This is a genomic window from Streptomyces sp. NBC_01390, assembly GCF_045040105.1.
Lineage (GTDB): Bacteria > Actinomycetota > Actinomycetes > Streptomycetales > Streptomycetaceae > Streptomyces.
Genome location: NZ_CP109551.1, coordinates 11078173 through 11104198, shown reverse-complemented (window position 1 = coordinate 11104198; position 26026 = coordinate 11078173). Strand labels below are relative to the sequence as shown.

25 protein-coding genes are annotated in these 26026 nt (G+C 69.7%); 6 read left to right on the top strand and 19 right to left on the bottom strand.

The window, feature by feature from the left end:
- Window positions 1-92: 92 nt before the first annotated feature.
- A complete protein-coding gene (locus OG241_RS49510) occupies window positions 93-485 on the bottom strand; it encodes an SCP2 sterol-binding domain-containing protein (RefSeq protein ID WP_405825737.1) in 393 nt (130 codons plus the stop codon).
- A gap of 303 nt (window positions 486-788) precedes the next feature.
- Between OG241_RS49510 and OG241_RS49505 the strand changes: the two genes are divergently transcribed.
- Window positions 789-1181: a BlaI/MecI/CopY family transcriptional regulator gene (locus OG241_RS49505; protein WP_405825735.1), complete on the top strand. Its 393-nt coding sequence runs from the start codon at window positions 789-791 to the stop codon at window positions 1179-1181.
- 178 nt (window positions 1182-1359) lie between these two features.
- Window positions 1360-2979, top strand: a complete 1620-nt coding sequence (locus OG241_RS49500) for an MFS transporter (RefSeq protein ID WP_405825734.1) — start codon at window positions 1360-1362, stop codon at window positions 2977-2979.
- A 462-nt stretch (window positions 2980-3441) separates the two neighbouring features.
- Here the strand turns inward: OG241_RS49500 and OG241_RS49495 are convergent, their stop codons facing one another.
- The 5 genes from OG241_RS49495 to OG241_RS49475 all read right to left on the bottom strand — a co-directional run bounded on the left by OG241_RS49495 (window position 3442) and on the right by OG241_RS49475 (window position 7418).
- Window positions 3442-3966, bottom strand: a complete 525-nt coding sequence (locus tag OG241_RS49495; RefSeq protein WP_405825732.1) for a winged helix-turn-helix domain-containing protein — start codon at window positions 3964-3966, stop codon at window positions 3442-3444.
- Between the two features lie 434 nt (window positions 3967-4400).
- Entirely contained in the window at window positions 4401-4781 is a 381-nt protein-coding gene (locus OG241_RS49490) for a VOC family protein (protein ID WP_405825730.1), read from the bottom strand.
- A 146-nt stretch (window positions 4782-4927) separates the two neighbouring features.
- Window positions 4928-5698, bottom strand: a complete 771-nt coding sequence (locus OG241_RS49485; protein WP_405825728.1) for a class I SAM-dependent methyltransferase — start codon at window positions 5696-5698, stop codon at window positions 4928-4930.
- Between the two features lie 5 nt (window positions 5699-5703).
- Window positions 5704-6564, bottom strand: a complete 861-nt coding sequence (locus tag OG241_RS49480) for an LLM class flavin-dependent oxidoreductase (protein WP_405825726.1) — start codon at window positions 6562-6564, stop codon at window positions 5704-5706.
- Window positions 6561-7418, bottom strand: a complete 858-nt coding sequence (locus OG241_RS49475; protein ID WP_405825725.1) for an alpha/beta fold hydrolase — start codon at window positions 7416-7418, stop codon at window positions 6561-6563. The genes OG241_RS49480 and OG241_RS49475 overlap by 4 nt, the downstream gene beginning before the upstream one ends.
- Window positions 7419-7512: 94 nt before the next feature.
- Here OG241_RS49475 and OG241_RS49470 point away from each other — a divergent pair, with 94 nt between their 5' ends.
- Window positions 7513-8409, top strand: coding sequence for a LysR family transcriptional regulator (locus OG241_RS49470; RefSeq protein ID WP_405825724.1), 897 nt, complete (start codon window positions 7513-7515; stop codon window positions 8407-8409).
- A 188-nt stretch (window positions 8410-8597) separates the two neighbouring features.
- On the opposite strand, the gene OG241_RS49465 is transcribed toward OG241_RS49470, so the two are convergent.
- Window positions 8598-8768 carry a hydrophobic protein gene (locus tag OG241_RS49465; RefSeq protein ID WP_405825722.1) on the bottom strand — a complete coding sequence of 57 codons (171 nt, stop codon included), beginning with the start codon at window positions 8766-8768 and terminating at the stop codon, window positions 8598-8600.
- 138 nt (window positions 8769-8906) lie between these two features.
- On the opposite strand from OG241_RS49465, the gene OG241_RS49460 reads away from it, so the two are divergent.
- Window positions 8907-9749, top strand: coding sequence for a YihY/virulence factor BrkB family protein (locus tag OG241_RS49460; protein ID WP_405825720.1), 843 nt, complete (start codon window positions 8907-8909; stop codon window positions 9747-9749).
- Window positions 9750-9781: 32 nt separating this feature from the next.
- On the opposite strand, the gene OG241_RS49455 is transcribed toward OG241_RS49460, so the two are convergent.
- From OG241_RS49455 to pgm, 4 genes are all read right to left on the bottom strand, one after another.
- On the bottom strand, window positions 9782-10624 hold the full coding sequence (locus OG241_RS49455; protein ID WP_405825718.1) for an RNA polymerase sigma factor SigF: 843 nt from the start codon (window positions 10622-10624) through the stop codon (window positions 9782-9784).
- Window positions 10625-10751: 127 nt separating this feature from the next.
- Entirely contained in the window at window positions 10752-12506 is a 1755-nt protein-coding gene (locus OG241_RS49450) for a thiamine pyrophosphate-dependent enzyme (RefSeq protein WP_405825716.1), read from the bottom strand.
- Window positions 12507-12536: 30 nt separating this feature from the next.
- On the bottom strand, window positions 12537-14096 hold the full coding sequence (locus OG241_RS49445) for an FMN-binding glutamate synthase family protein (protein WP_405826859.1): 1560 nt from the start codon (window positions 14094-14096) through the stop codon (window positions 12537-12539).
- A gap of 248 nt (window positions 14097-14344) precedes the next feature.
- Window positions 14345-15985 carry a phosphoglucomutase (alpha-D-glucose-1,6-bisphosphate-dependent) gene (pgm, locus tag OG241_RS49440; protein ID WP_405825714.1) on the bottom strand — a complete coding sequence of 547 codons (1641 nt, stop codon included), beginning with the start codon at window positions 15983-15985 and terminating at the stop codon, window positions 14345-14347.
- 113 nt (window positions 15986-16098) lie between these two features.
- On the opposite strand from pgm, the gene OG241_RS49435 reads away from it, so the two are divergent.
- Window positions 16099-16773, top strand: coding sequence for a class I SAM-dependent methyltransferase (locus tag OG241_RS49435; RefSeq protein WP_405825712.1), 675 nt, complete (start codon window positions 16099-16101; stop codon window positions 16771-16773).
- A 21-nt stretch (window positions 16774-16794) separates the two neighbouring features.
- Here OG241_RS49435 and OG241_RS49430 read toward each other — a convergent pair whose 3' ends face one another.
- The 4 genes from OG241_RS49430 to OG241_RS49415 all read right to left on the bottom strand — a co-directional run bounded on the left by OG241_RS49430 (window position 16795) and on the right by OG241_RS49415 (window position 20913).
- On the bottom strand, window positions 16795-17937 hold the full coding sequence (locus tag OG241_RS49430) for a hypothetical protein (RefSeq protein ID WP_405825710.1): 1143 nt from the start codon (window positions 17935-17937) through the stop codon (window positions 16795-16797).
- A gap of 220 nt (window positions 17938-18157) precedes the next feature.
- The gene (locus tag OG241_RS49425; RefSeq protein WP_405825708.1) at window positions 18158-18595 is read right to left on the bottom strand and encodes a hypothetical protein; all 438 of its coding nucleotides are present in this window, start codon (window positions 18593-18595) and stop codon (window positions 18158-18160) included.
- Window positions 18596-18727: 132 nt separating this feature from the next.
- On the bottom strand, window positions 18728-19564 hold the full coding sequence (locus tag OG241_RS49420; protein WP_405825706.1) for a DUF1206 domain-containing protein: 837 nt from the start codon (window positions 19562-19564) through the stop codon (window positions 18728-18730).
- A 326-nt stretch (window positions 19565-19890) separates the two neighbouring features.
- On the bottom strand, window positions 19891-20913 hold the full coding sequence (locus tag OG241_RS49415) for a DNA-directed RNA polymerase subunit alpha (protein ID WP_006373391.1): 1023 nt from the start codon (window positions 20911-20913) through the stop codon (window positions 19891-19893).
- 312 nt (window positions 20914-21225) lie between these two features.
- On the opposite strand from OG241_RS49415, the gene OG241_RS49410 reads away from it, so the two are divergent.
- Window positions 21226-21795 carry a TetR/AcrR family transcriptional regulator gene (locus tag OG241_RS49410; RefSeq protein ID WP_405825704.1) on the top strand — a complete coding sequence of 190 codons (570 nt, stop codon included), beginning with the start codon at window positions 21226-21228 and terminating at the stop codon, window positions 21793-21795.
- 185 nt (window positions 21796-21980) lie between these two features.
- Here the strand turns inward: OG241_RS49410 and OG241_RS49405 are convergent, their stop codons facing one another.
- The 4 genes from OG241_RS49405 to OG241_RS49390 form a co-directional block, all read right to left on the bottom strand.
- A complete protein-coding gene (locus OG241_RS49405) occupies window positions 21981-22889 on the bottom strand; it encodes an SDR family oxidoreductase (protein WP_405825702.1) in 909 nt (302 codons plus the stop codon).
- Window positions 22890-23404: 515 nt separating this feature from the next.
- Window positions 23405-23878: a MarR family winged helix-turn-helix transcriptional regulator gene (locus OG241_RS49400; RefSeq protein WP_405825700.1), complete on the bottom strand. Its 474-nt coding sequence runs from the start codon at window positions 23876-23878 to the stop codon at window positions 23405-23407.
- A gap of 11 nt (window positions 23879-23889) precedes the next feature.
- Complete coding sequence (locus OG241_RS49395; RefSeq protein ID WP_405825698.1) at window positions 23890-24951, bottom strand: alkene reductase; 1062 nt, start codon at window positions 24949-24951, stop codon at window positions 23890-23892.
- A 77-nt stretch (window positions 24952-25028) separates the two neighbouring features.
- A complete protein-coding gene (locus OG241_RS49390) occupies window positions 25029-25934 on the bottom strand; it encodes an NADP-dependent oxidoreductase (RefSeq protein ID WP_405825696.1) in 906 nt (301 codons plus the stop codon).
- Between the last annotated feature and the right edge of the window lie 92 nt (window positions 25935-26026).

Sequence of the window (26026 nt, the reverse complement as noted above, 5' to 3'; positions counted from 1 at the left end):
CTCGAAACTCCGTAACTCGGATCCGATTGAGGCAGGAGAATTGCCGAGGTGCCGTGTCGTGGGGTCCGTCGGGCACCGGCGGGCGCGTGCCCTCAGACGGGAAGCCCTTCCTGCGCCGCCAGTTCGGGATAGCGGTCGAAGGCGGGCCGCAGGATGGGGACAAGTTCCAGTACCCGGGCGACCTTTCCCCGGATCCGTACCTTTCCGGTGGCGATGGCGGTCGGCATCATGAGTTTGCCGAGCCAGAGCTGGTGCGCGGTGTCGGACGTCATCCTGATCCTGATCGTCGCGTCTTCGGGTGCGTCGGCCCCGACCTTCAGCGCGTCCGCGGACACGTGCAGCACGCAGTCCGGGTTGGTCTGGGTCAGCCGGATGGACAGGTTGCTCGCACGCAACTGCGAAGTGAACTGCTCGTCCTTCAACAGGATTTCGAAGAGGGTGCCGAAGACCCGCTCGGCCACTTCGGTCGACTCGAAGACAGTCATGGTTCATTCTCCCGTCACACATTCCCAAGAGCGAATCTTCGCTCCGGCGTTGACCGCATCTTAGGAATCACCCACGGCAGGTACGGGAGTATCGACAGGGCGGGAAAAGGAAGGGGACGGAGTATTGAAAGAGAACGCGTTCCTTTATCACCACAGCGCAGTCGAAGCCATGCGGCGCGACGAGCGGACCGAACCGATTCCTGCTCAACGGCCCCTCCGCGCGGGCTCCGCGGGGCGCGGTCCCGGCCCGTCCGATCCGGGCACCACTGGGCGTTCGGGCCCCGGGCACCGTAGATTGAAGAGGTGACAGCCGACCGATCCCGCACCGCCCAGGAATGCCTCGTCTTCGGCCCGCTGGAGAACGAGATCATGGAGGTCCTGTGGCAGGCACCCGACCCGATGACCGTCCGGGAGGTCCTCGGCGCGCTCAACGCCGGCCGTGAGACCCCGTTGGCGTACACCACCGTCATGACCGTGCTGAGCCGCCTCGCCGAGAAGGGCGCGGCCAACCGCACCAAGGCGGGCCGGGGTTACGCGTACACCCCCTGCGTCACGGACGAGGCGGCGATGGCCGTGCGCGAGGTCATCCGCGACTTCGGGGTGAGCGCGGTCGGTCACTTCCTCGACGAGATCCGTAACGTCCCCGACCTGCGCGAACGCTTCGAGAAGCTGCTGCACGAAGGCCCCGGGCACTGACCCGGGGAGGCCAACACGCCGAGCGGGCCGCCGTCTTCCCGGACTGTCCTCCCGGGTTGTCTTTCTGGATTACTTCACCATCACCGCCCACCCTCGCACCCACGACCTACTATGCTCCCGTAGTAGATGCGTGGGGCGCGGCATCCGGTGCGGACGCCCCTCTTACTGGAGGTGCGTAGTGAACGGGGCATTATCGGCGGGCGCGCCCGTACGCGGACGCGGACTGATCATGACGGTCCTCGGCTGCTGTTTCCTGATGGTGATGATGGACAACACCATCCTCAACGTCGCCCTGCAGACGATCCAGCAGGACGTCGGCGCGACCAACGCGGAACTCCAATGGGCCCTGGACTCCTACATCCTGTTCTACGCGGCCCTGATGTTCTCCTCCGGAATCCTCGCCGACGCCTTCGGCCGCCGTCGCGTCCTGGTGATCGGGCTGGTCGCCTTCGGCGCGGCCTCCACCTTCGCAGGCTTCGCCGACACCCCCCAGCAACTCATCTTCTGGCGCGGGGTCATGGGTGTGGCCGGGTCGGTCGTGCCGCCCGCCACGCTCGCGGTGATCAATGACATCTTCGCCCCGGAGGAACGCGGCAAGGCGATCGGCATCTGGTCGGCGCTGGGCGGTCTGTCCATCGCCCTGGGCCCGATCGCCGGCGGCTTCCTGCTCGAACACTTCTGGTGGGGCTCCGTCTTCCTCATCAACGTGCCCATCGCCGCCGTCTGCGCCGTCCTCCTCCTGGTGGTCCTCGCCGAGTCCCGCTCGGCGACCAGGCCACGCATCGACGTCGCCGGCGTACTGCTGTCCATCGCGGGCATCGGCGCACTGGTCTACGGGGTGATCCGCGGCGGCGAGACCAACGACTGGACCAGTGTCGAGGTCCTGGGCACGATCGTCGCCGGAGTGGTCCTGCTGGCCGTACTCGTCCTGTTCGAGAGCCGCACGGCGCAACCGGCCCTGGACGTCAAGCTGTTCCGCAACAAGTCCTTCGCCGCCGGTACGGCGAGCCTCGCGCTCTCCTTCTTCGCGCTCACCGGCGGCACCTTTCTGATGGTCTTCTACGTCCAGGCCATCCGCGGTCACACCCCCCTCGAACTCGGCCTCATCCTGCTCCCGGTGGCCGTGGGCGCTGTGGCCTCGGCCATCCTCAGCAACCCGCTGGCCATGCGCTTCGGCCCCAAGGCCGTCGTCACAGGCGGACTGCTGCTGCTCGCCCTGGCGTTCACCGGGCAGGCCGGCATCGCCGCCGACACCGCGCTGTGGTGGTACGAGATCCTGCTCGGCGTCTCCGGCTTCGGCCTCGGCCTGGTCATGGGCACCACCACGACGACCACGATGGCCGTGGTGGCACCCGAGCAGGCTGCCATCGGCGCGGGCGTCAACAACACGCTGCGGCAGATCGGCGCCGCGCTCGGCGTCGCGGTGCTCGGCTCGATCCTGTCCGTCTGGTACCGCGACGAACTGGGCGGCGCTGTGAACGTACTCCCGGAAGGCGTACGGGAGACGGCCTCGGAGTCCCTGGGCGGCACGGTGGTCGCGGTCCGCGAACTCCAGGAGGCGGGCGCTCTGCCGGCCGGGGCCCGCGAACAGCTCCCCGGACTGCTGGCCACGGCCCAGGACGCGTATCTGTCGGCCATGCATGTGAGCTTCGGTGTGGCCGCCGGGGCTCTCGCGCTGGCCGCGGTCGTGGCCGCGGTGTGGCTGCCGGGCCGGATCGACGTCCCCAAGGGCACCGGCACCGCCGCGCGGTCAAGTGCCGCCGAGTCTCCCGACTCCGCCACCCAACCGGCGCGATAGGCGGCGTCCCGCCGGCTGGTGCGGCGGACCAACGCGCCGCGATCCGCGGGTCGTCACCGCAGTGGCGCGGCTCGGGGCCGCGCATGGCGCTGACGGCAGGTCAGCCACCGCGTGGCACAGGAGCCGTGTCCCGTACGGTGGCCGACGCTCGGCATCCCGGAACGCGTCGAGCAAGGTCGCTCGCACCACGAGGCGGTACAGAAGTCGGTACACGAGGCGGGGGACGACCGTGCGACAGCCGGGTCGTCGCGCTTCGTCCGGCCCGGTACCACCGGGTGCCCGGCCGTACGAGGCGCGAGCGCGCCCCCGTACACGCCGGGCACCCGGCCGAAACAGGCACAGCCTGAGAGTTGCCGGTACGCCTCCGCCCGTCCGGACCGCTCCCAGCCGCCTGCGCCACTCGGCCGACCCTGGCTCGTCACCCGTCCCAGGGTCCGTTCTCTTCTCTCCCTTTCCGGAACGTCAACCGCTCGGATCAGCGAGGGACCGGGTCTTCAGGAGGAACCCGCGCCCCCGCACGGTCTCTATGGCCAGCCCGACGGACACGACCTTCCGCCGTAGCCTCATCATGTGCAGGTCGAGTGCGTTCTGGCTGGCGGAGCGGTTGGCGGACAGGAGCCGCTCCGCCAGTTCCGCCCGGCTCGCCATTCCCGGGCGCCGCTGTACGAGCCCGCGCAACACCGCGGCCTCCGACACGGTGAGGGGCAGGACAGCGCCGGCGTAGCGAAGCAGCCCGTCCTCGTCCACGACAGGAGGGGCGCTCTGGGATGTGGCCTTGAGATGCAGTGACGCGATTCTGGTCTTCAACTCCCAGGCCTCCACCGGCTGTCGCACCCAGTCCTCGTGCGCGCCCGCCAACTCGGGCACCCGTGCACCTCTGGCCACCACGATGAGGCAGGGCAGCCCCTGCATCCGGAAGCCCTCCAGTTTGCCCGACTCGGCCGGCCAGCGGACGATCTTCACATCCGGCGTCATGATGTCTTCCACCCATGCCTTCCTCTCGTACTCTCCCGCTCTGTGGAACCCCGGCGAGCCTGGCGGAGCGGCCCTCCGGAGACAAAGGGGCACGCGGTACGCAACCCCGGCGAAATATTGACGGACACGTATCAATAGATGGTTTTCGGCCTGATGGTGGTCTGGGGGCGCCGCGGCTCGGTGGATGTGCTCCGTCGCTGTCATGCCCGCACCTTCTGTCGAACAGAGTTGGCGTAGCACATACTTCTGGACCGCCCCTCGTGAACCGCTTGAGAGCGTCCGGGAACGGCCGGTCGGGCTTCGAGAGGGGGCCCGGGCGATCGATGAGTCCACGCCGACGGCCACCGAGGGCATGACTACGAGGTCTCCGGTGTCCGGTTTCTTCTCAGTCGAAGAATCCGTTACCCGAGACCTCGCTCACCGCGCGGTCCTACGTATCAGACGTATCAGAGAGGGTTGAGGCGGGCCTTGAGCAGGCAGAACTCGTTGCCTTCGGGGTCGGCCAGGACATACCACTGCTCCTGCCCCGTCTGGCCGATGTCGGCCTTGCGCGCACCGAGCTTCAGCAGGCGTTCGAGCTCGGCGTCCTGGTCGCGGTCGGTGGCGTTGACGTCGATGTGCAGCCGGGACTTGCCCTTCTCCGGCTCGTCCCTGCGACTGAGGATGATCGTCGGCTGTGAACCGCCGAACCCGTCGCGCGCCCCGATCTCGAACATCTCATCGCCCTCGCGGTCGAGCACGACGAAGTCCAGGACCTCGCACCAGAACCGTGCCAGCAGTTCGGGGTCGCGACAGCCCAGCACGAGTTCACTGATACGACATGCCATAACCGAACCTGCTCTCAACCTGGGAACCGCCGGGGTGGCCCCACACGAAACTCATGGACTCCCGGCGGAGAAAACGACCCCGCGACCGTACCGGACGAGGTGAGGACGGGCGAAACGATTTCCGGGCCCCCCTCCCCCGACGGCGGTCAGGGACAGCGGCGAGCGGTGACGATCCAGGCACGCGAGTCGAAGTGGACGCCACCGGCGGTGGTGTGGGCGTCGAGGACGGCGCGCAGCCGCGCACGCGCCTCGTCGGCCGCGGCGGCGTCGAGGGCGGCGAGCAGGTCCCTGACCTCCCACAGGCGGAGCACGGCGTCGAAGGCGGTGGCGCTGTCCGGGCCGTAGTGGACGGGCTCATGTACGTCGGTGAATCCGATCTCCGCGAAACCGGCCGCCGTCAGGATGCCCGTCGTGACGGTCGGGTCGGCGAGTGAGAACGGGTCCGGACCGTCGGGCGGGGCGGAGGCGGCGGTGAGGCTCCGGCGGATCGCGGTGGCCCACTCGTTGCGGTCACGCTCCTGCCAGACCAGCAGCACCAGGCGCCCCTCGGGGCGCAGGGCACGCCCGATGTTGGTGAACGCGGCGACCGGGTCGGCAAAGAACATCGTGCCGAACCTGCTGATGCACAGGTCGAAACGAGCCGGCGGAAAGCGGTGGGTCTGGGCGTCCGCCTGCTGATAGGTGACGTTGCGCAGCCCCTGGTCGTCGCTGAGCCAGCGAGCCCGTTCCAGCATGGGCGCGGAGAGATCGACCCCGACCGCGATTCCCTTGCCGGCGGCGCGGGCGGCCTCGCGCGTGGACTGGCCTGTGCCACAGCCGATGTCGAGCACATGGTCGCGCAGGCCGACATCGGCCGCGGCTCGGAAGAGTTCGTTGTGCCGGCGCAGTTCCGCGTCGTAGTCGAACAGGTCGGACATCACCGTCACCGATTCCTTTCGATGTCTGTGTTTGTGTCTCCGGCTGTGTCTGTGTCGGCCGGGCCGTCGCGCAGTACGCCTCGCACCTGGTCCAGTGACACTGTTTCCGGTGCGAACTCCGCCAGCCACCACGTGGCACCCGCATGGACGTAGGGGGCGGGATCGGTGCCGGGTGGGAGGGGGACGGCGATGTCGTACGAGGCTGTCGTTCGCCGGCGGAGACCGGTGAGGGTGGTGACGATGTCGGCGAGCTGGTCGGGATGTTCGAGGTTGACCGGGACGAACCCGTCGTGCCGGGCGGCGCGGCGCAGCGGTCCGACGTTTCCGGGGAGTCCCGCGGCCCACACCGGCACGCCGGGGCGCTGAACCGGTTCGGGCAGGAAGGAGATCCCGTCGACGGTGTGGTGGCGGCCGTGATGGTGCACCGGTCTGCCGGACCACGCGGCGGTGAGGATCTCCAGTGACTCGTCGAGCATCTCGCCCCGCCGCCGGTCGTCGAGTTCCTCGCCGGTCGCACTCAGTTCGCCGGCGAAGCGATCGCTGCCCAGACCGACGCCCAGCGTGAGGCGGCCGGCGCCGAGCCGGTCCAGCGTGGCGGTCTCCCTGGCGACCTTGGACGGCCGGCGGCGGGCAAGGGGGGTGACCATGGGGCCGAACCGGAGGCGTTCGGTGGCGGTGGCGAGCGCGGCCAGCGTGATCCACGGGTCGGCCACCCGGCGGACCGGCGCCCGCCAGCTCAGGTGGTCCCATACGAACACGCCGTGCCAGCCGGCCTCCTCCGCCTCGGCGGCCAGCCGGGCGATCGCCGCCGGGTCGGCGAGATCGTCGAAGAGCGGCAGCCAGAGCGCCGACCGCAGCCGGGTCATGGCCGGCTGCCCGCGGTGTGCTGGAGCAGAGCGGGGACGAACACGTCCCACAGCGGCTTCGGCAGATCGTGTCCGGCGCCTTCCAGGGTCAGCAGCGTCGCGCCGGGAATCGCGTCGCGCAGCGCGTGTCCGTGCGGGAGTGGGAGAACGGGGTCGTGGTCGCCGTGCACCACCAGGGTCGGGGCGTTGACGGACGTGAAGTCGCGGGACGATCCGTCGAAGGTCATCGCGTAGTGGTTGACGAGGGTGGAGGCGATGTCGCGCGTGCGGGCCACGTCCTGTTCGACCAGCGTGCGGGTGGCGCTCTCGTCGAAGTAGGGCGAGCCGCCCGAGCACGCCTTCGCCGATGCGACGACGAAGTCCACCACCGCACCGGCGTCGGTGGGGTCCGGGTCGGCGGGGATGCCGTCGGCGAGTCCGGCCGACGACGGCGGGAGTCCTTCCTCGCCCGTGGAGGTGGAGACGAACGTCAGTGAGTCCACCCGGTCGGGGTGGTCCACCCCGGCGATGAGCCCGATGCCGCCGGCCATGGACCGGCAGACGATGTGTGCGCGCCGCACGTTCAGGGCGTCCAGGATGCCGAGCGCGTCCCCGGCCAGGTCGGTGAACGTGTAGCCGGGTCGGCCCGGCGGGTAACTGGTGGATCTGCCGGTGTCCCGGCTGTCGTAGCGGATCACGAACCGGTCGCCGCGCGCGATCCGTTCGCACAGCTCGGTCTCCCACCACAGCATCGAGGCGCTCGCGCCGTCGATGAACAGGATCGCCGGGTCCGCGGGGTTGCCGAAGGTCTCGAAGCACAGCTCGGCACCGTTGATCTCCACGAACTGCTCGCCATGCGAAAGGTTGTCGGTCATGAACGTCACGCTAGACTCGGCTTTCCATCGTGAAAAGCGATAGTTTCCGATCAAGTCAATCGTGAATACCGATGTTATTGACCAGGGTGGGCTCATGTCCGATGTGGAACTGCGGCATCTCGCCACGATGGCAGCGGTGGCCGACGAGGGCTCGTTCGGTCGGGCTGCCGTGCGACTCGGGTACACCCAGTCGACGGTGAGTCAGCAGATCGCGGCTCTGGAGAGAGCCGTCGGCGGCGCCGTGTTCGACCGGCCGGGCGGTCCCAAACGGGTGCGGATCACCCCGCTCGGTGCGGTCGTGCTGACCCACGGACGCGAGCTGCTCGCGAAATCCCAGGCGATGGCGGCAGCCGTGGACCGGTTCAAGGCCGGCGACGGCCGGGTCGACATCGGCACCTTCCAGAGCGTGTCCAACGTGATCCTTCCCCTGCTCGTACGCGGGCTTCGGGACGAGCACCCCGACTGCGACATCAGGCTGTTCGAGGAGGAGACGGACCGGCCCCAGGTCCATGAACTCGACCTGACGTTCTTCGACGGCCGTGTCGACGGCGACGTCGAACACCGCAAACTGCTCGACGATCCCTACCTGTTGGTGGCCCGCCGCGGCGCCTTCCCCGGCGGCCCCGTCCGTCTGGCCCGACTCGACGGCGCGCCCATGGTGGCTCACCCGCCGATCTGCGACCAGGCCCGGATGGAGCAGGCGCTCGCCCGGCGCGGCGTACGGCCGCACATCGTGTGCCGCACCGCGGGCAACGAGACCGTGCTGTCGATGGTGCGCGCCGGCATGGGTTCGGCGATCCTGCCTCGACTCGCCGTCCACAGTGCCGATGTCGGCTCCGACGCCTCGCTGTCCGTCCACGAACTCGAGCCGGCACCGCCGCCGCGCGAGATCTTCCTGCTGTGGCAGGCGCATCGCACCCACTCCCCACTCGCGGCACGGGCGATCGAGATGGCCGTGGAAATCGCGGGCAGGATCGCCGAGCGTGGTTGACCCTGCGCCGACCCACGCCATCCGTCGCCTTCTGTGAACTTTCGCGATACGCACAGGCAATACGACCGTCTCCAGGTCTCCACCGCGCCTCCTCCGAAATACGACGGAGCAATTGGACGGGTCAATACGCCGGGGCCCGGCCGTCGTGACGGCCGGGCCCCGGGACGAACGTGTGCGTGCGGGTCGGATCACCAGCGGTACCAGCGGCCTCGGCTGCCGCCGGTGGAGGTGGAACGCATCACGAAGCCGAGCAGCCACACCACCAGAACGATGACGGCGACCCACCAGAGAATCTTGACGGCGAAGCCGGCACCGAAGAGCAGCAGGGCGAGAAGCAGAACAATCAGCAGGGGAACCATTTTATCAACCTCCTACATTGCCGAGTGCCCTGCAATTCCGCCGCCATTCACCGAATACACCCTGTTTATGAAGGGAAAGTGGGGGCACCAGCACGAGCACGGGTGATGCTCTTGAAAAAGGACTTGAAAAAGGAACAGGTGAAACACAGCTGCGAACGATGGCGGGCGGCGCTGCGCCGGACGCCGGTGACCATCTGGAACGACGACGTCACGGACTGGGCCGCCGCGCTGACCTACTACGCGGTTCTGGCGCTGTTCCCCCTGCTGCTGGTGATCCTCTCGATCCTCGGTCTGACCATGCCCACGGCCAAACCCGAGGTCATCGACCGTATGACTCAGGCCGCCCCGGCCGCGTCACGCGAACTGCTGCGCGGCACCCTGCGACAGATGGCCGAACAGTCGTCGACGGCATGGACGCTGATCTTCGTCGCGGGAACGGGAGCACTGTGGTCGGGCTGCAGCTATCTGAGCGTCTTCCGCCGGGCGATGTACTCCATGCATCGCATCGACGCCGACCGCCCGGTCTGGCGTACCGCTCCGCGCATCATCGCCACGGCCCTGGTCCTGGTCACCCTGTTCCTCACATCGACCCTCGCCCTGCTGCTCACCGGCAACCTCACCCGGCGTCTGGGCAGAGCGCTGGATCTCGGCACCGGCACCCAGCTCGCCTGGAACGCCGTGCGGTGGCCGGTCATCGCCGTGGTCGCCGTCGCCCTGGTGCTCGTCCTGTACCGTTCGGGCCCGGCACGCACCCGCCCGGTCCGCCGGATGGCGCCCGGCGGCGCACTGGCGGTCGTACTCCTGCTGGCCGTGTCGGTCGGCTTCGCCGTCTACACCGCACACGTGAGCACCTACGACCGTCTGTACGGGTCGCTGGCCGGCATCGTGGTCTTCCTGGTCTGGCTGTGGCTGTCCAACCTGGCACTTCTGGTCGGCGCCCAGTTCAACGCGGAGCTGGTGAAGCCTGTGCGGGGGGAGTGATCCGCCACTACCCCCGCACAGGCCGCCGGATGTCACTGGGTGGTGAGCATGCCTGCGCGCAGCCGGGCCAGGAGGCGGGTGATCAGCCGCGAGACGTGCATCTGGGAGACGCCGAGGCGTTCGCCGATCTGGGCCTGGGTGAGTTCGTCGACGAAGCGCCAGTGAATGATCTGCCGCTCACGCACGTCCAGTTCGGCGATCATGGGGGCGAGGGCGTGGAAGTCCTCGATCAGTTCGAGGGTCGCGTCCTCGTCGCCGATGAAGTCCGCCAGCGCGGCCTCGCCGTCCTCGCTGCCGCTGATCGCCGCGTCGAGGGAAGCCGACTTGTAGCCGTTGGAGGCCAGTTGGGCCTCGACGACCTCGTCCTCGGGAAGGCTCATCAGCTCGGACAGCTCACTGATCGTCGGCGTCCGTCCCAGCCTGCCGTGCAGTTCCTCGTTGGCGCGCGCCAGTTGGACCCGAGCCTCCTGCAGACGCCGGGGCACGTGCACGGCCCAGGTCGTGTCGCGGAAGAACCGCTTGATCTCGCCGACGATGTACGGGACGGCGAAGGAGGCGAACTCCACCTCACGGGTCAGTTCGAACCGGTCGATCGCCTTGATCAGGCCGATCATGCCGACCTGGACGACGTCCTCCATCTCCTCCGGACCACGGCTGCGGAACCGGCCGGCCGCGTAGCGGACGAGGGACATGTTCATCTCGATCAGCGTGTTGCGCGCGTACTGGTACTCGGGCGTGCCCTCCTCCACCACCGTGAGCCGGTCGAAGAACAGCTTCGACAACTCCCGCGCGTCCTTGGGCGCGACCTTGGAAGGGTCCGCGATCTCCGGTACGCCCACCCTCTGCTCGGCGGTCCGCACGGTGGTCGTCGTCATGATGTGCCCCTCCCGGTCGATCGGTCTCGTCGTCGCCGGTTAAGCGTCCGGCACGCACGCGTCTACCCCGACCGCCGACATACATTCCTCGGATGTTCCCCCGAACTTGCTCGGCCTTCGCAGTCGATCAGTGTTCACTCGTGTCCCCGTGGCTCCGTACGACTTCCTTCACCTTGGCCACCGCGAAACCCCAGCCCTGCTCCACCGTCGGCTTGGCGGGTACGGCGATCTCGTCGGGGTTGGTGAGGACGTCGAGCAGGACGGGACCCTCGGTGCGGAACGCCCGCCGCACGGCGTCTTCGAGGTCGGCGGGGTCCGTCACCCGGATACCGGTGATGCCCATGGCTTCGGCCACGGCGGCGAAGTCGGGATTGTCGAGGACGGTGCCGAACTCCGGCAGCCCGACCTGCTCCTGTTCGAGTTTGACCATGCCCAGTCGCCGGTTGTCGAAGACGACGAGCTTGACGGGAAGGCGGTAGGTCTTCAGGGTCATGAGATCACCGAGCAGCATGCTCAGCCCGCCGTCCCCGCAGAAGGCCACGACCTGGCGGTCCCGGTCGAGGCACTGGGCACCCAGTGCCTGAGGCATCGCGTTGGCCATCGAGCCGAGGTTGAAGGAACCGAGGAGGCGCCGCTCCCCGCGCATCTCGACGAAGCGCGAGAGCCACACCGTGGCCATTCCCGTGTCGGAGGTGAAGACGGCGTCGTCGGCCGCGACCCGGTCCACGGTGGCGGCCAGCGCCTCGGGCCGGATGTCGTGGTCGCGGTTGTCCAGCGCGGAACGGAGGCGGCCCACGATCCCCTTGTCGTGCGCGGGATCGGCGAGCCGGGCCTGGCCGTCGCGCCACCGGTCGTAGTGTGCGCGGGCCTTGTCGAGGTGCGAGCGGTCACGGGTCCCCTCGGGCTGGGCGGCGAGGTGGCCGAGAAGGTCGCGTACGGTGGCGCCGGCGTCGCCCACCAGCCCGACGTCCACCGGTACCCGGCGCCCGACATGGGTGGCCTCGGTGTCCACCTGGATGACCGTACGGCCCTCCGGATACCAGTCCCGGTAAGGGAAGTCGGTACCGAGCAGCAGAAGGGTGTCGGCGTCCTTGAGGGCCGCCGCGGCGGCCGGGTTGCCGATCAGGCCCGTCTGGCCGACCTGGAAGACATTGGCCGGGCCCTCGAAGCCCGCCTTGGCCTTCAGGGTGAGCACCATCGGTGCCGCCAGCCGGTCGGCGAGCGTGAGGACGTCCTGGCGGGCCGCCCGGGCGCCTTCCCCGACGAGCAGGGTGACGCTTTCGGAGCGGTCGAGGAGTTCTGCCGCGTGACGGACGGCGGAGTCGTCCGGTCGGCTGACCGGAGGGTTCAGGGAGAACCGGGCCGGCCGGTCGGCGGTCAGTTTCTGATCGCCCAGGTCTCCCGGCACGGTGAGGACGGCGACGCCCTTGCGGCCCAGCGCGGTGCGCACGGCCGTCTCCAGCAGCCGCGGCAGCTGGTCGGGTGAGGTGATGGTCGCGCGGAAGACGGCCACGTCGCTGAAGAGCGCGTCGTTGTCGACCTCCTGGAAGTAGTCGCTGCCGAGCTCGGCGAGCGGCACCTGACCGGCGATCGCCAGCACCGGGGCGTGGCTCTTGGCCGCGTCGTACAGCCCGTTGAGGAGGTGGACGGAACCGGGTCCGACCGTGCCCATGCACACGCCGAGGGTTCCGGTGAGCTGTGACTGGGCACTCGCGGCGAACGCCGCTGCCTCCTCGTGCCGGCATCCCACCCATTCGAGGCCCTCCGTGGTGCGGAGGGCGTCCGTCAGTGGATTGAGCGCGTCTCCCACGACACCGAAGACTTGGCGCACACCGAGTTCGCTCAGTGCGTCGACGATGAGGCGGGCAACAGTACGGGCCACGTGGATCCTCCAGGTCACAAGGTCACAAGGTCAGACGGTGAAACGGTCGGGGTCGGCGGCCTGCCAGTCGGCCGCCCAGGAGGCAGGCGGCTCGGCGAGCAGCCGGCCCGGCGCGAGCCACTCGTACAGCTCCTCGTAGGAACGCTCGGTGCAGTTGTCGATGCGCCGGTGGAGCATGTGCGGGCGCAACTCGGAGGGGTCGGTGACGCCCATGGACGCCATGAGCTGGAGCGCGCCGGCCACGGTCGCCTCCTGGAAGCGCTGGACGCGCGGCGTCTTGTCCCGGACGTCGAGGGCGCGGGCCCGGTGGGGGTCCTGGGTCGTGACACCCGTGGGGCAGGTGTTGGTGTGGCACCGCTGCGCCTGGATGCAGCCGACGGCGAACATCATCGCCCGTGCGGCGTTGCCGTAGTCGGCGCCCTGCACCATGCGTTTGACCAGCTCGGCACCGGTGGCGATCTTGCCGCTCGCACCGATCCTGACCCGGTCGCGCAGACCGGCGCCGACGAGCGCGTTGTGCACCGTGAGCAGCCCCTCGGTGAGGGGGGTACCCACATGGTCGGCGAACTCCAGCGGCGCGGCACCGGTCCCGCCCTCGGCTCCGTCCACCACGATGAAGTCGGGTGCCGTTCCCTCGTCCAGCATGGCCTTGCACACGGCGAGGAACTGCTGACGCGAGCCGACGCAGAGCTTGAAGCCGGTGGGCTTCCCGCCGGACAGCTCCCGCATCCGGGCGATGAAGCGGACGAGTTCTCGCGGGGTGGAGAACACCCGGTGGTACGGCGGTGAGACGACCGTCTGTCCTTGCGGCACGTCCCGGACCCGGGCGATCTCCGCGTTGACCTTGGCTCCGGGCAGCACTCCACCGATACCGGGCTTGGCTCCCTGGGAGAGTTTCAGGGACACGCACTTGACGTGCTCGTGCGCGGCCTTGTCCGCGAACTCCGCCGGGTCGAAGTCACCGTCGTCGGTGCGGCAGCCGAAGTAACCGGTACCGATCTCCCAGACGAGGTCGCCGCCGGGACGCAGGTGGTACTCCGACAGGCCGCCCTCGCCGGTGTCGTGGGCGAAGCCGCCGGCCGCGGCTCCCCCGTTGAGCGCGAGGATCGCGTTGGCCGACAGCGAACCGAAACTCATCGCCGACACGTTCAGCAGCGCCATGTCGTACGGGCGGGTGCAGTCGGGACCGCCGATGCGCACCCGCGGTGGTGTCTTCGGCACCGCGCGGGGTGCCATGGAGGGGACGAGGAACTCGTAGCCGGGCAGGTACACGTCCCGTTCGGTACCGAACGGCTCCTCCGCGTCGGTGCCCTTGGCGCGCTCGTAGACGATGCTGCGCACGTCCCGGTCGAAGGGCCGCCCGTCGTAGTTCCGCTCGATGAAATACTGCTGGAGTTCGGGACGAATCCGCTCCAGCAGGAAGCGGGCGTGCCCCAGGACGGGATAGTTGCGCAGCACGGAGTGCCGGCGCTGCAGCAGGTCCCAGGTACCCAGCAGGGCGACGAGCGCGAGCGGCAGAGCGGCGAACAGCCAGAAGGGCGTGACCCGGAGCGAGGCCACGACCGCCGCGATGGCTGCGGCCCAGGTCAGGACGATGATTCCCACACGTGTCACCCCTCGCACCTTGCCCGATGACCGGACTCCATGCACTTCGGCCGTCCCAAGAGACGTCAAAGTGCCGTGCCGCGTGTGGGGGCAAGGCGTCGTCCGACGGGGTGAGCTCACACGCGGCAGGCGGTACATCGAGTCCGGTTCGGTCCGGGCCGGAGTTCACCGGCCGGGCCGTGCACGGAGGCGGCCCGGGCGGCGCTCAGTGCCGTAGCCGGGTCAGGTCCGTGTCAGGTGCCGAGGGCGGTGAGGACGACTGACCGCGCCTCCTCCTGGATCCGGTGCAGATGGTCTGCGCCGAGGAAGGACTCCGCGTAGATCTTGTAGACGTCCTCGGTGCCGGAGGGACGGGCCGCGAACCAGGCGTTCTCGGTGGCGACCTTGATGCCGCCGAGGGCTGCGCCGTTGCCGGGGGCCTCGGTGAGCACCGTGGTGACCGGCTCGCCGGCGAGGGTGTCGGCGGTGACCTGGCCCGGGGACAGTTTGGCGAGCAGGGCCTTCTCCTCGCGGGAGGCCGGGGCGTCGATGCGCGCGTAGGCGGGGGCGCCGAAGCGGTCGGTGAGCTGCGCGTAGTGCTGCGACGGGGTCTTACCCGTGACCGCGGTGATCTCGGAGGCGAGCAGGGCCAGGGTGATGCCGTCCTTGTCGGTGGTCCATACCGAGCCGTCGCGGCGCAGGAAGGAGGCGCCGGCCGACTCCTCGCCGCCGAAGCCGAGCGTGCCGTCGGACAGGCCGTCCACGAACCACTTGAATCCGACCGGGACCTCGACCAGCTTCCTGCCGACGTCCGCCGCGACCCGGTCGATCATGCTGGAGGACACCAGTGTCTTGCCGATCCCGGCTCCGGCCGGCCACTGCTCCCGGTGCGAGAACAGGTAGGAGATCGCCACGGCCAGATAGTGGTTGGGGTTCATCAGGCCCCCGTCGGGCGTGACGATGCCGTGCCGGTCGGCGTCGGCGTCGTTGCCGGTGGCGATGTCGAACCGGTCGCGCTGCTCGATGAGCGAGGCCATGGCGTACGGCGAGGAGCAGTCCATACGGATCTTGCCGTCCCAGTCCAGCGTCATGAAACGCCAGGTGGGGTCGGCGAGCGGGTTGACCACCGTCAGGTCGAGCCGGTGCTGTTCGGCGATCCGCCCCCAGTAGGCGACGGAGGCGCCGCCCAGCGGATCGGCGCCGATGCGCACACCGGCGGACCGGATCGCCTCCAGGTCCAGCACGTTCGGCAGGTCGGCGACATATGCGCCGAGGAAGTCGTGCCGCCCGGTGCCGGGCGCGGCGAGGGCGCGGGTGTAGGGGATGCGGCGTACGTCCTTCAGGCCGCCGGTGATGATCTCGTTGGCGCGGTCCTGGATCCAGGAGGTCGCCTCGGAACCGGCGGGGCCGCCGCTCGGCGGGTTGTACTTGAAGCCGCCGTCGGCGGGCGGGTTGTGCGAGGGGGTGACCACCACGCCGTCGGCGAGGCCGGACGTGCGACCGCGGTTGTGGGCGAGGATGGCGTGCGAGACCGCCGGGGTGGGTGTGTAGCCGTCGGTCTGGTCGATGAGGACGGTCACGTCGTTGGCGGCGAACACCTCCAGTGCCGTGATCCGCGCGGGCTCGGACAGGGCGTGTGTGTCGGCGCCGAGGAAGAGGGGGCCGTCGGTGCCCTGGGCGGCGCGGTACTCGCAGATGGCCTGGCTGGTGGCCGCGATGTGGTCCTCGTTGAACGCCGTCGCGAGGGCCGAGCCCCGGTGTCCCGAGGTGCCGAAGGCCACCCGCTGGCCGGGTTCGGCCGGGTCGGGGTGCAGCGCGTAGTACGCCGTGACCAGGCGGGCCACATCGATGAGGTCCTGGGGTTCGGCGACCTGTCCCGCTCGCGCGTCCTGCATTTCCCGCTCCTCCGCAAGGGTCCGACCGTGGGTACGGCCCCCATTCTTCCCTGCCCGGCCCGCCCGGACGCCCACCGGGCGACCGTTGTGGCCCGCGGGCGACGGGTGCGACGATGCAGACCGGCGAGCGAAGGGACACCGATGTGAGGCACGAGGACCAACGGCCGCCCGCTGCCGTGCTGTTCGACGCGCTGGGCGCCGACTACGAGAAGGCGTTCGCCCATGCCCCAGCGCACTTGGCCGCGCTGGACTGGCTGATCGAGCGGCTGCCTCCTGGCGCGCGGACGCTGGACGTGGGCAGCGGCACCGGGCAGCCCACCGCGGCGGCGCTCGTCGCGGCAGGGCACACGGTGCTCGGGGTCGACGTCTCCCCCGTCATGGTCGAACTCGCCGTCCGTCAGGTGCCCGGGGCCGAGTTCCACTGCGGCGACATCCGGGAGCTACCGCTCGAGGCCGACTCGTTGGACGGCGTGTGCGTCTTCTTCTCACTGCTGCAGATGACCCGCGCCGAGCAGGCTGCCCTGACCCGGCGGCTGGCCCTGGCGCTGCGGCCCGGCGGCCATCTGGTGGTGGCCACCGTGCCCGCGGACGTGGAGGACATGGAGTTCGTGTTCATGGGCGAGCCGGTCCGTGCGACGAGCTTCTCCGAGGAGGACTTCGTCGGCATGGTGAGCGCGGCGGGGCTGACGGTGCTGTCCCGCCACAGCACCGTCTTCGCCCCCGATCACCCCGCCGCCGGGCCCGAGCCCCATCTCTTCCTGCACTGCCGCCGCGACGAGACGGCGTGAGGACCCCCTGCGAGAGGACCCCTACTTGGTGAGGATGGCGCCGCTCTTGAAGGTGTCGCCGTTGCCGCTGGACCGGTAGTGCCAGCCGCCGACGGTCAGGCGGTTTCCGTTGGCCACCACCGAGCTGACGCCGAGGGGCAGTTGGGGATCGTTCGCCGGCAGGCCGAGCGACCGCCAGCCCCCGGCGGCCGTCCAGGACAGGCCGACGGCCGCGTCGTCGTTACCGCCGACGACGGCGAGCCCGCCGTTCGGCCGCAGGGTCACCGCCTGCAGTGAGAACGTGCCCGCGGGCAGCTTCACCTGGGTCCACGAGACGCCGTCCCAGTGCAGGGCCATCCCCGCCGGACGCTGCTTGTCGGTGTCGCGGGACCAGCCCACGGCCCAGATGTCCGTCGAGGTACGGGCGGCGATGTCGAAGAGGACCGCCGAGTCGGGGAACGCGGGGGTGGGCGTCCGCGTCCACCGGCGGCCGTCCCAGTGCACGGCGACGGACTGGCCGGTGTCGTAGTCCACTCCGACCGTCCACACGTCGTTCGGCGCCAGCTCCACGACCTGGTTCAGGCCCCAGTTCGCCGACCCCGGAATCTTCACGGACCGCCACCGCCGGCCGTCCCAGTGCTGGACGACCGGGATCTGGGTGAAGGTGTCCTCCGTGTAGCCCTGGCCCACCGCCCAGGCGTCCTTGCCGGAGACCGAACTCACCGACAGCAGGCTGGCTTCCACCGTCCCGGAAGGCAGGGTGCCGGGGGTCAGCTGCCAGGCGCCCCCCACGTAGCGCCCGACCAGGACGCCCTGGCCGTCCTGTCCCTGGTCACCGACGAAGAACGCCGAGCCGTCGGCCGCGGTGCTGATGTCGTTGATTCTGCTGTCCCACGCGTCGGCGCCCCGGAGCGCTGTCCGCTGCCACGCCCCGCCTCGGGCAAGGTCACGCTCGTACATGGCGGGCGTGAACCGGATGGAGCCGCTCTCCGGGTCCCCCACGACCTCGGCTCCGGCGGCCCATGTCTTCGTCGGGCTCGGCTGGGCCACGGTCATCACCGAGACCTGGTCCGTGGACGTCTCCGTCCAGGCCCCTCCCCCTGCCGGCTCTGCGGTCGCGGTTCCGCTGATCACCATCGTGATCGCCCCGACCCCCGCCAGCTGTCCTGCGATCCTGCGTCCCACGGTCACTGTGTGCTCTCCCCTCACGGAGGAACTTGCTCCCCCGTATACATCGATGCGGTGGGGGGCTCGTTTTGTTGCACACACGCTCGTACGGGGTTCTCGGGGGCCGGTGGGGCCGGGATCCGCACATGAGACAACCCCCGATCGTGCGCGGTCGGGGGTGCTGCGCTGAGAAGCGGAGAAGGTGTGCGGCAGGTCGCCGGGCGGCTGACCCGGATCGTCAGTGAGCGGCCCGATGGTGGAACCAGTGGCTTCTCTGGCGGGGGCGTTCGGCCGGTCCGCCGGGTTCTTCGTCCTCTCGCTCCAGCCGCGCCGAGCGCTCGTGGGAGGAGCGGGAGGAGTCGCGATCCTCCATCAGGGCCTCCTGATCGTCCTCGGGTACGGCTGCGGCACGCCGGGACCGTCTGATGCCGTGCCGTCCGGTGCCGCCGCGCCGGGATCCCCGGCTCGCACCGGCAAGGAGCAGGCTCAGCCCGAGCAGAGCCGCCGCCCCTACGACGATCCCGCAGAGGAAGAGGGTGCCGGTGGAACCGGTGATGTCGACTCCGAAGACGGAGAATCCGCCGGTGAGATGGTGGGCATCGCCGCTGTTGGACACAACACCGGCGACACCGATGACCACCGCGGCGACGAGAATGACGAGTCCGAGGATGATCATGACGCGCTCCTGGGATCTGTTTTCTGCTTTCACGGTAGATCCCTTGCGCTCGACCTGCCACCGCCAGAGGTTGCGTCCACTCGGGATCTCGGGTAGGAGCGCAGCGCGAGCCATTCGAGTCTGAGCGCCGCCCTACAGACGACGCCACCGCGCCGAGGCGAAGGAGAAGACACCGAAGAGAACCAGCCCGATCGCCACGGCGACCAGCAGCCACGGCCCCGCCGGTGTCTGGGTGAAGCTGCGCAGCGTCGCGTCCATCCCCTTCGCCTCGTGCGGGTCGAAGCGGACTGCCGCCACCAGGACGAAGAGCCCGGCCGCGGCGAACACCGCACCACGTGCCACACCTCCGCCCACCCCCAGAGCGGTGACGACCTGCTTCGTACGGTGACTCATGGCGCCCGTGTCGAGCTGCCGCAGGAAGCGCCGCATGGCCGCCCGGACGGCCAGTGTCACGCCGACTCCGATCAGAACGCAGCCCGCGGCACCGACCAGAACCCGGCCGTGGGGCAGCTCGAGCGCCGATGCCGTCCAGTCCTGGGACTGGGCGTTCCCGCTGGAGCCCTGGCCGCCCCCGGCCGCGTACACGGCGGTGGCCCAGCAGACGGTGGCATAGAAGAGCGCCCGCCCTCCGTCGAGGATCCGCGAGCCCGCCTTGCGCCGAGCCCCCCGGCCGAGAACCGCGCCGGCACCCCGCCACAACGCCATGGAGCCGAACCCGACGACCAGCGCCCAGAGCATCACCTTCCCGAAGGGCTGCGCCGCGATCCGGGCCAGCGCGCCCTGGCGGTCCGCCGACTCGCCGCCGCTGCCGAAGGCGATCCGGACGGCCAGTACCCCGATAAGGACGTACACCACACCGCGCGCGGTGAAGCCCGCCCGTCCGGCGGCGGTCAGGGTCTGCTTCTCCGCGGAACGGCGGGAATCGGGCCTGGCGGCCCGGAGCCGTCCGGGCAACCGGGATGTTGTCACGTGCCCTCCTTGGAGCGTGGGACCTCGGCACGCGAGGGAGCAGCGACAGCTGCTCCCACAGGCGTCCCTCCGGTCCGAAGCGCGTCGCACAAGTTCCGAGGCAACCCGGTTTCCCGGGCAACGCGCTTTCAATCAGCCGCGGTGCCGCCCGCCGCCGACCGGAGACACCGAGGACAAACGGCAGTCCCCGACGAGACCGTGCTCGTCGGGGACTGCCGTTTGTGGGGAGGGGCACCCCGGTCCGGCCGGGGTGCCCCTCATGAAAGATCCGCGCCGATCCGTGCGCCCGGGTCGGAACCAGGGGGCCGGTTGTCGGAGCGCAGCCTTCAGTACTGCTCGGTCTCGACGAATCCGCCGTCCGCGTCGTTGTCCGCACCGAAGGCGTCAACAGCTGCGGTCGGGTTGAATCCGGGAGGGCTGTCCTTCAGCGCCAGGCCCATGTCGGCCAGCTTCGCCTTGACCTCGTCGATGGACTTCGCACCGAAGTTGCGGATGTCCAGCAGGTCGGCCTCGGAGCGGGCGACGAGTTCGCCCACGGAGTGGACGCCCTCACGCTTCAGGCAGTTGTACGAGCGGACGGTGAGGTCGAGCTCCTCGATCGGCAGCACCAGATCGGCGGCGAGGGCGGCGTCCGTCGGGGACGGACCCATGTCGATGCCCTCGGCGTCGATGTTGAGCTCACGGGCGAGCCCGAACAGCTCGACCAGCGTCTTACCGGCCGACGCCATGGCGTCACGGGGACGCATGGCCTGCTTGGTCTCGATGTCGACGATCAGCTTGTCGAAGTCGGTGCGCTGCTCGACACGCGTGGCCTCGACCTTGTACGTGACCTTGAGAACCGGCGAGTAGATCGAGTCGACCGGGATGCGCCCGATCTCCTGACCGATCTGCTTGTTCTGGACGGCGGAGACGTAGCCGCGACCGCGCTCGACGGTCAGCTCCATCTCCAGCTTGCCCTTGCCGTTGAGCGTGGCGAGGACGAGGTCGGGGTTGTGCACCTCGACACCGGCCGGGGGCGCGATGTCGGCGGCGGTGACGAGACCCGGGCCCTGCTTGCGCAGGTACATCACGACCGGCTCGTCCTGCTCCGAGGAGACGACGAGCTGCTTGATGTTGAGGATCAGGTCGGTGACGTCCTCCTTGACGCCCGGCACGGTGGTGAACTCGTGCAGAACGCCGTCGACGCGGATGGACGTGACCGCCGCACCCGGGATCGAGGAGAGGAGCGTACGGCGCAGAGAGTTGCCGAGGGTGTAGCCGAAGCCCGGCTCCAGCGGCTCGATGACGAACCGGGAGCGGAACTCGTCGACGACTTCTTCGGTCAGGGACGGACGCTGAGCAATCAGCACGGGGTGTTGCCTCCAGTGGTTTGGCGCCCGCTATGTGACGCCGTAGACACTAATGAAGGGTACGGGCGGTTCGGGCGATACGGTCTCCGTACAGCCGAACGGCCTGTCTCCCAACTAAACGAGCAGCCTACGGGCTTCTCTCCCCTGCTCCGCGCACGAGGCGTTCCGGGCCCCGGCCGAACAGCAGTCCGGGCGCGGCCGACGGCAACGAATTCCCTTCCGGTTCCTTCGTCGCCGCAGGCCGGACCGGGCGCCGTCACACGGCAGACACCGATCGGTTTCTATGTCGTCGGCATCGGTTAACCTCGCCGTATGACCACCGAAGTGAAGGCAAGTACGAGAGAGCGGCTGCTGGAGGCGGCGGCCACGCTCACCTATCGGGAGGGCGTCGGCATCGGCGTCGAGGCGCTGTGCAAGGCGGCGGGTGTGTCGAAGCGCTCCTTGTACCAGTTGTTCGAGAGCAAGGACGAACTACTGGCGGCAACCCTCAAGGAGCGCTCCGCCGCCTATGTGGCGACGCTCGTCCCTGCGGCGGACGACGGCCGTTCACCTCGCGAACGGATCCTGCACGTCTTTGAGCAGGTGGAGTCGCAGGCGGGGGCACCAGAGTTCCACGGCTGCCGGTATCTGGCCGTCCAGATCGAGCTCAAGGACCGGAGTCACCCCGCGAGCCGGGTGGCCCACGGGATCAAGGCGAACCTGACGGCGTTCTTCCGCGCCGAGGCCGAACAGGGCGGGGCGAACGACCCCGACCTGCTGGCCCGGCAGCTCAGCCTGGTCTTCGACGGCGCCAGCGCCCGCGCGGGAATCGGCGCCGACGAACTCACCGGGCTCATCATCCCCACGGCGACCGCCCTGCTCGATGCGGCAGGCGTGAGCTGACCCGCTAACAGGTGCAACAGGTGCAACAGTTGTCGGGGTATCGCCGGTTCAGGTGAAGCTCGGCTGCAGCCGGGCCGGACAGGTCCCAATCCGGGAGGCGATGGGAGGTGTGGTGATCTGTCACAGCGATTCCTGCGCTCATCGCTTGGCCCCCGCCCGGGCGGGGGCACCGGGATGCGGGCCCGTCACCGGTGCTGCGCCGTGCCCAGTTCGTCGGTGTACCGGGCGAGGGCGTCCTCCGCTGTGGGAACGGGGCCGAACAGCTGCTGCTGGCGGCGGGGGTCGGCGACGTAGCGGCCGCTGTCGAACCAGCTGAACATCGCGGCCATGTCCTTGACCAGGGGCATGAAGCGTCCGGCGACGGCTCCTGCGGCGCGGGCGACGAGGGAGGGGACGGCCCGTACCTTGATCTTCTTTCCGGCCCGGTTGCCCATCATTTCGGCCATCTCGCGCATGCTGACCGGACGGTCCCAGCCGATGTCGATGCGCTCACCGTTGTCGGCCTCGGCGTCGACGGCGGCCGCCAGGTACGCCGCGAGGTCGGAGGTGTGGACGAAGGTCAGCGGGACGGTGGTCTTTCCGATCCACGTCAGGCGGCCCTTGTCGATCGGGTTGCCCGCCATGGTCGCGATCTGGTCGAGGAAGGCCCCAGGGCGCAGTGCGACGAACGGGACGCCGAGCTGTTCGAGCTTGTCCTCGGCGAGCTTCTTGTGCCAGAAGTGCGGGACCTGGGGCGTCTGGTCGCTGGTGAGGATGCTGGTCAGGACGAACCGGCGGATGCCGGTGCGGTGGGCGGCCTCGGCGAGGTTGGCGTTGCCGACGGTGTCGATGTCGTGCGCGTTCTTGCCGCCGCGGGTGTAACCGGCAGCGGTGGTGATGACGGCATCTGCGCCGTTCATGGCGGCGACGAGCGAGTCGAGGTCGAGCATGTCGCCGCGGGCGATCTCGACACCCCGGCTCTCGAGCCTGCTCGCGTCGGTGGTCGGCCGGACCAGGGCGCGGACGTTCTTACCGCGCCCCAGCAGCTCGTCGACGACCTTGCCGCCCAGGGAGCCGGTCGCGCCGACGACGAGGACGGGGCGGGTGGTGGTCATGGGGGTCTCACTTTCCATCAGGTCAGGTGTGGGGGATCAGGTGGCCGTGGACGTGGGCACCGTCGGCCCGGGTTGCTCAAGGGGCGGTCCTGTGATGGGTGGATCCGCGGCGCGGGTCATCGCCGGCCTGCAGGAGCTTGCGGCAGTCGACGGTGACCCGGACGCGGGTGATGCGGCCGTCCTCGATGTGCGGCCGACCGGCCACAGGGAAGGGATCGGCATTTCCGTGGGAGGGGTGTTGCCCTTTCCCCCGGACGAGTCCCGCCTGCCTGCGCCGGATGGCTCGTTCCCCTGCCGCTCAGGCCCCGCTCAGCCCGTTCTGCCTGACGTACGGGGGGTGAGCGGGGGCCCGGCACATCCGCCGGCTGACCCACCGGGCTTCCGACAGTTGAGGGAGCCTGGCTCCGCTCAGCACGGGCCTTCGTGAGCCAACTACGCTGCGGCAACTGTCCACTTCGCAGGAACGCCGGAAGCGATTCGCACTCCGGGCCGAAGCCGGCGTGCTAACCGGTTACTCAGACTGTTCCTGCGGAAGAGCGGCTGTTGATCGCATCGGCGATGGCGTAGGCGGTGCGGACGAAGGATTCCGCCTGCTGCGCCGAGAGGTCCCGCGCGGAGGTCTCCTCCAGGGCCCGCCACATGGCTGCCAGGGGCTCGCGCATGGCACGGCCCTTGTCGGTGAGGTGGACGACCATGACACGCCGGTCGTGTTCGGCCGGCTCGCGGACGAGCAGGCCGGCGTCCTGCATACGGCGCAGGGACTTCGAGACCGTGGAGTGGTCCAGGCCGACGCTTTCGAGCAGTTCCGACTGGGTCTGGCCGTCCCGGTCCAGGAGCTGCATCAGCAGCAGTTCCTGTCCGGGATGCAGGTCCATCTCGCGGAGCATGGCGGCGGCGCGGGCGCGGTGGGCGCGGGCGAGCTGGAAGATCGCGTAGCTCATCGGCCCCTCGCTGGCCGTGGAGGGGATGCGGTGGGTGGAGGCGGGCATGATGCGGTTCCTCAGACGGTGTGGGTGGGGTAGTCGGTGTAGCCGGCCACTCCGCCGCCGTAGAAGGTCGCCGGGTCGGGGGTGTTCAGCGGCGCGTCAGAGCGTAGCCGCTCGACCAGGTCCGGGTTGGCGAGCGCGAGGGCGCCGACGGAAACGAGGTCGGCCGTGCCGTGGTCGACGTCCTTGGCGCGGGTGGGCAGGTCGGTGCCGGCCCGGTTGAGGATCAGCGTGGTCGGCCACAGCGCGCGCAGGCTGCCCAGCAGCTCCTCGTCGCCCGCGTGCATCACGTGGAGGTAGGCCAGACCGAGCGGGCTCAGGGCGCGCAGGAGCGCCGGATACAGCTCGGCGGTGTCGGACTCGGCGATGTCGTTGTAGGGGTTGCCGGGGGAGATACGGATACCGGTGCGCTCGGCGCCGATCTCGTCGGCCACGGCAGCGGCCACCTCGACGGCGAAGCGGATGCGGCCCTCGATCGAGCCGCCGTAGCCGTCGGTGCGCTGGTTGGTGTTGTCGGACAGGAACTGGTGCACCAGATAGCCGTTGGCGCCGTGGATCTCCACGCCGTCGGCTCCTGCCGCGACGGCAGCCGCTGCGGCGCGGCGGAAGTCGTCGACGGTCGCCGCGACCTCCTGCGTCGACAGAGCCCGGGGCGTCGGCATCTCCTGGGGTCCGGACGCGGTGAACATCACGCCCTGCGGCCGGATCGCCGACGGGGCGACCGGCTGGCGCCCGTGGGGGGTGTTGTCGGGGTGGGCGATGCGTCCGGTGTGCATCAGCTGGATGACGATCCGTCCGTCCGCCGCGTGCACGGCGTCGGTGACCTTGCGCCACCCGGCGATCTGCTCGCCATTGTGGATGCCGGGAGTGAGGAGGTAGCCCTGGCCATCGGTGGAGGGCTGGGTTCCCTCGGTGATGATGAGCGCGTGCGAGGCCCGCTGGGCGTAGTACTCGGCGTTCAGCTCGGTGGGGACGCCTTCAGGTGTGGAGCGGTCACGGGTCATGGGGGCCATGACCAGGCGGTGCGGGAGGGAGATGTCACCGACGGTGGTCGGTGTCCACAGGGCGTTCAGCATGAGGGATCCTTCGACAGGGCGGTGACCGGCCGGTCACCGAAAAGGCTGCGGGTGGTCGTGTGGAGGCGGGGGCGTGCTCAGTCGACGGTCAGGACGAGCTTGCCCCGCACGTGCCCGGCGTCGCTGACCTGCTGGGCCTTGGCCGCCTGATCGAGCGGGTAGGCGGTGACGGTGGTGACGAGCTTGCCGGCCGCGGCGTCCTGGGCCAGGGCGGCGAGGCGGGCGGTCGAGCGTTCCGGGGACCCCTGGGAGAAGGTGATGCCCAGCTGCCGTGCACCGAAGTCGGCGATGGTGACGATGCGCTCGGTGCCGCCCCGCAGGGTGATGGAGTCCTCCAGGGCGCCCTTCCCGGCCAGGTCGAACACCGCGTCCACGCCTTCGGGGGCCAGCGCCCGCACCCGCTCGACCAGGCCCTCGCCGTACACGGTCGCGGTGGCGCCGAGGGAGGTGAGGTAGTCCTGGTTGGAAGGGCCTGCGGTGGCAATCACGCGCGCTCCGCGGGCCGTGGCGAGCTGGATCGCCAGGGTTCCGACCGCTCCGGACGCGCCGTGCATCAGCACGGTCTCCCCGGCGGCGACACCGAGCAGGTTCAGGACCCGCTCGGCCGTCTCGCCCGCCACCGGCAGCGCGACCGCGTGCTGCCAGTCGAGTCCGGCGGGCTTGGGGGCCACGGTGGTGGCCAGCGCGTACTGGGCGTACGAGCCGGTGTCCGACCAGCCCAGCACCTCGTCACCCACCTGCACGTCCTGCACGCCCTCACCCAGGGCGTCCACCACGCCGGCGAGCTCGGCACCGGGGACCGCGGGGAGGGTCGTCGGGCGGACGGCCTCCATCATCCCGGAGCGGATCTTGCCGTCCAGCGCGTTCAGGCCGACCGCCTTGACGCGGACGCGAACCTGGCCGGGGCCGGGCTGCGGGACCTCGATGTCCGCCTCGTGCAGCACTTCCGCGCCTCCGAAACGGTCGAACAGGATGGCTTTCATGACGACTCCTCTCGTACCTCCACCCATTTAGGTGGCTGACCACATAATTACCGTAACAGCAAACATGTGGCTAGCCAAGTATTTCCGTCACT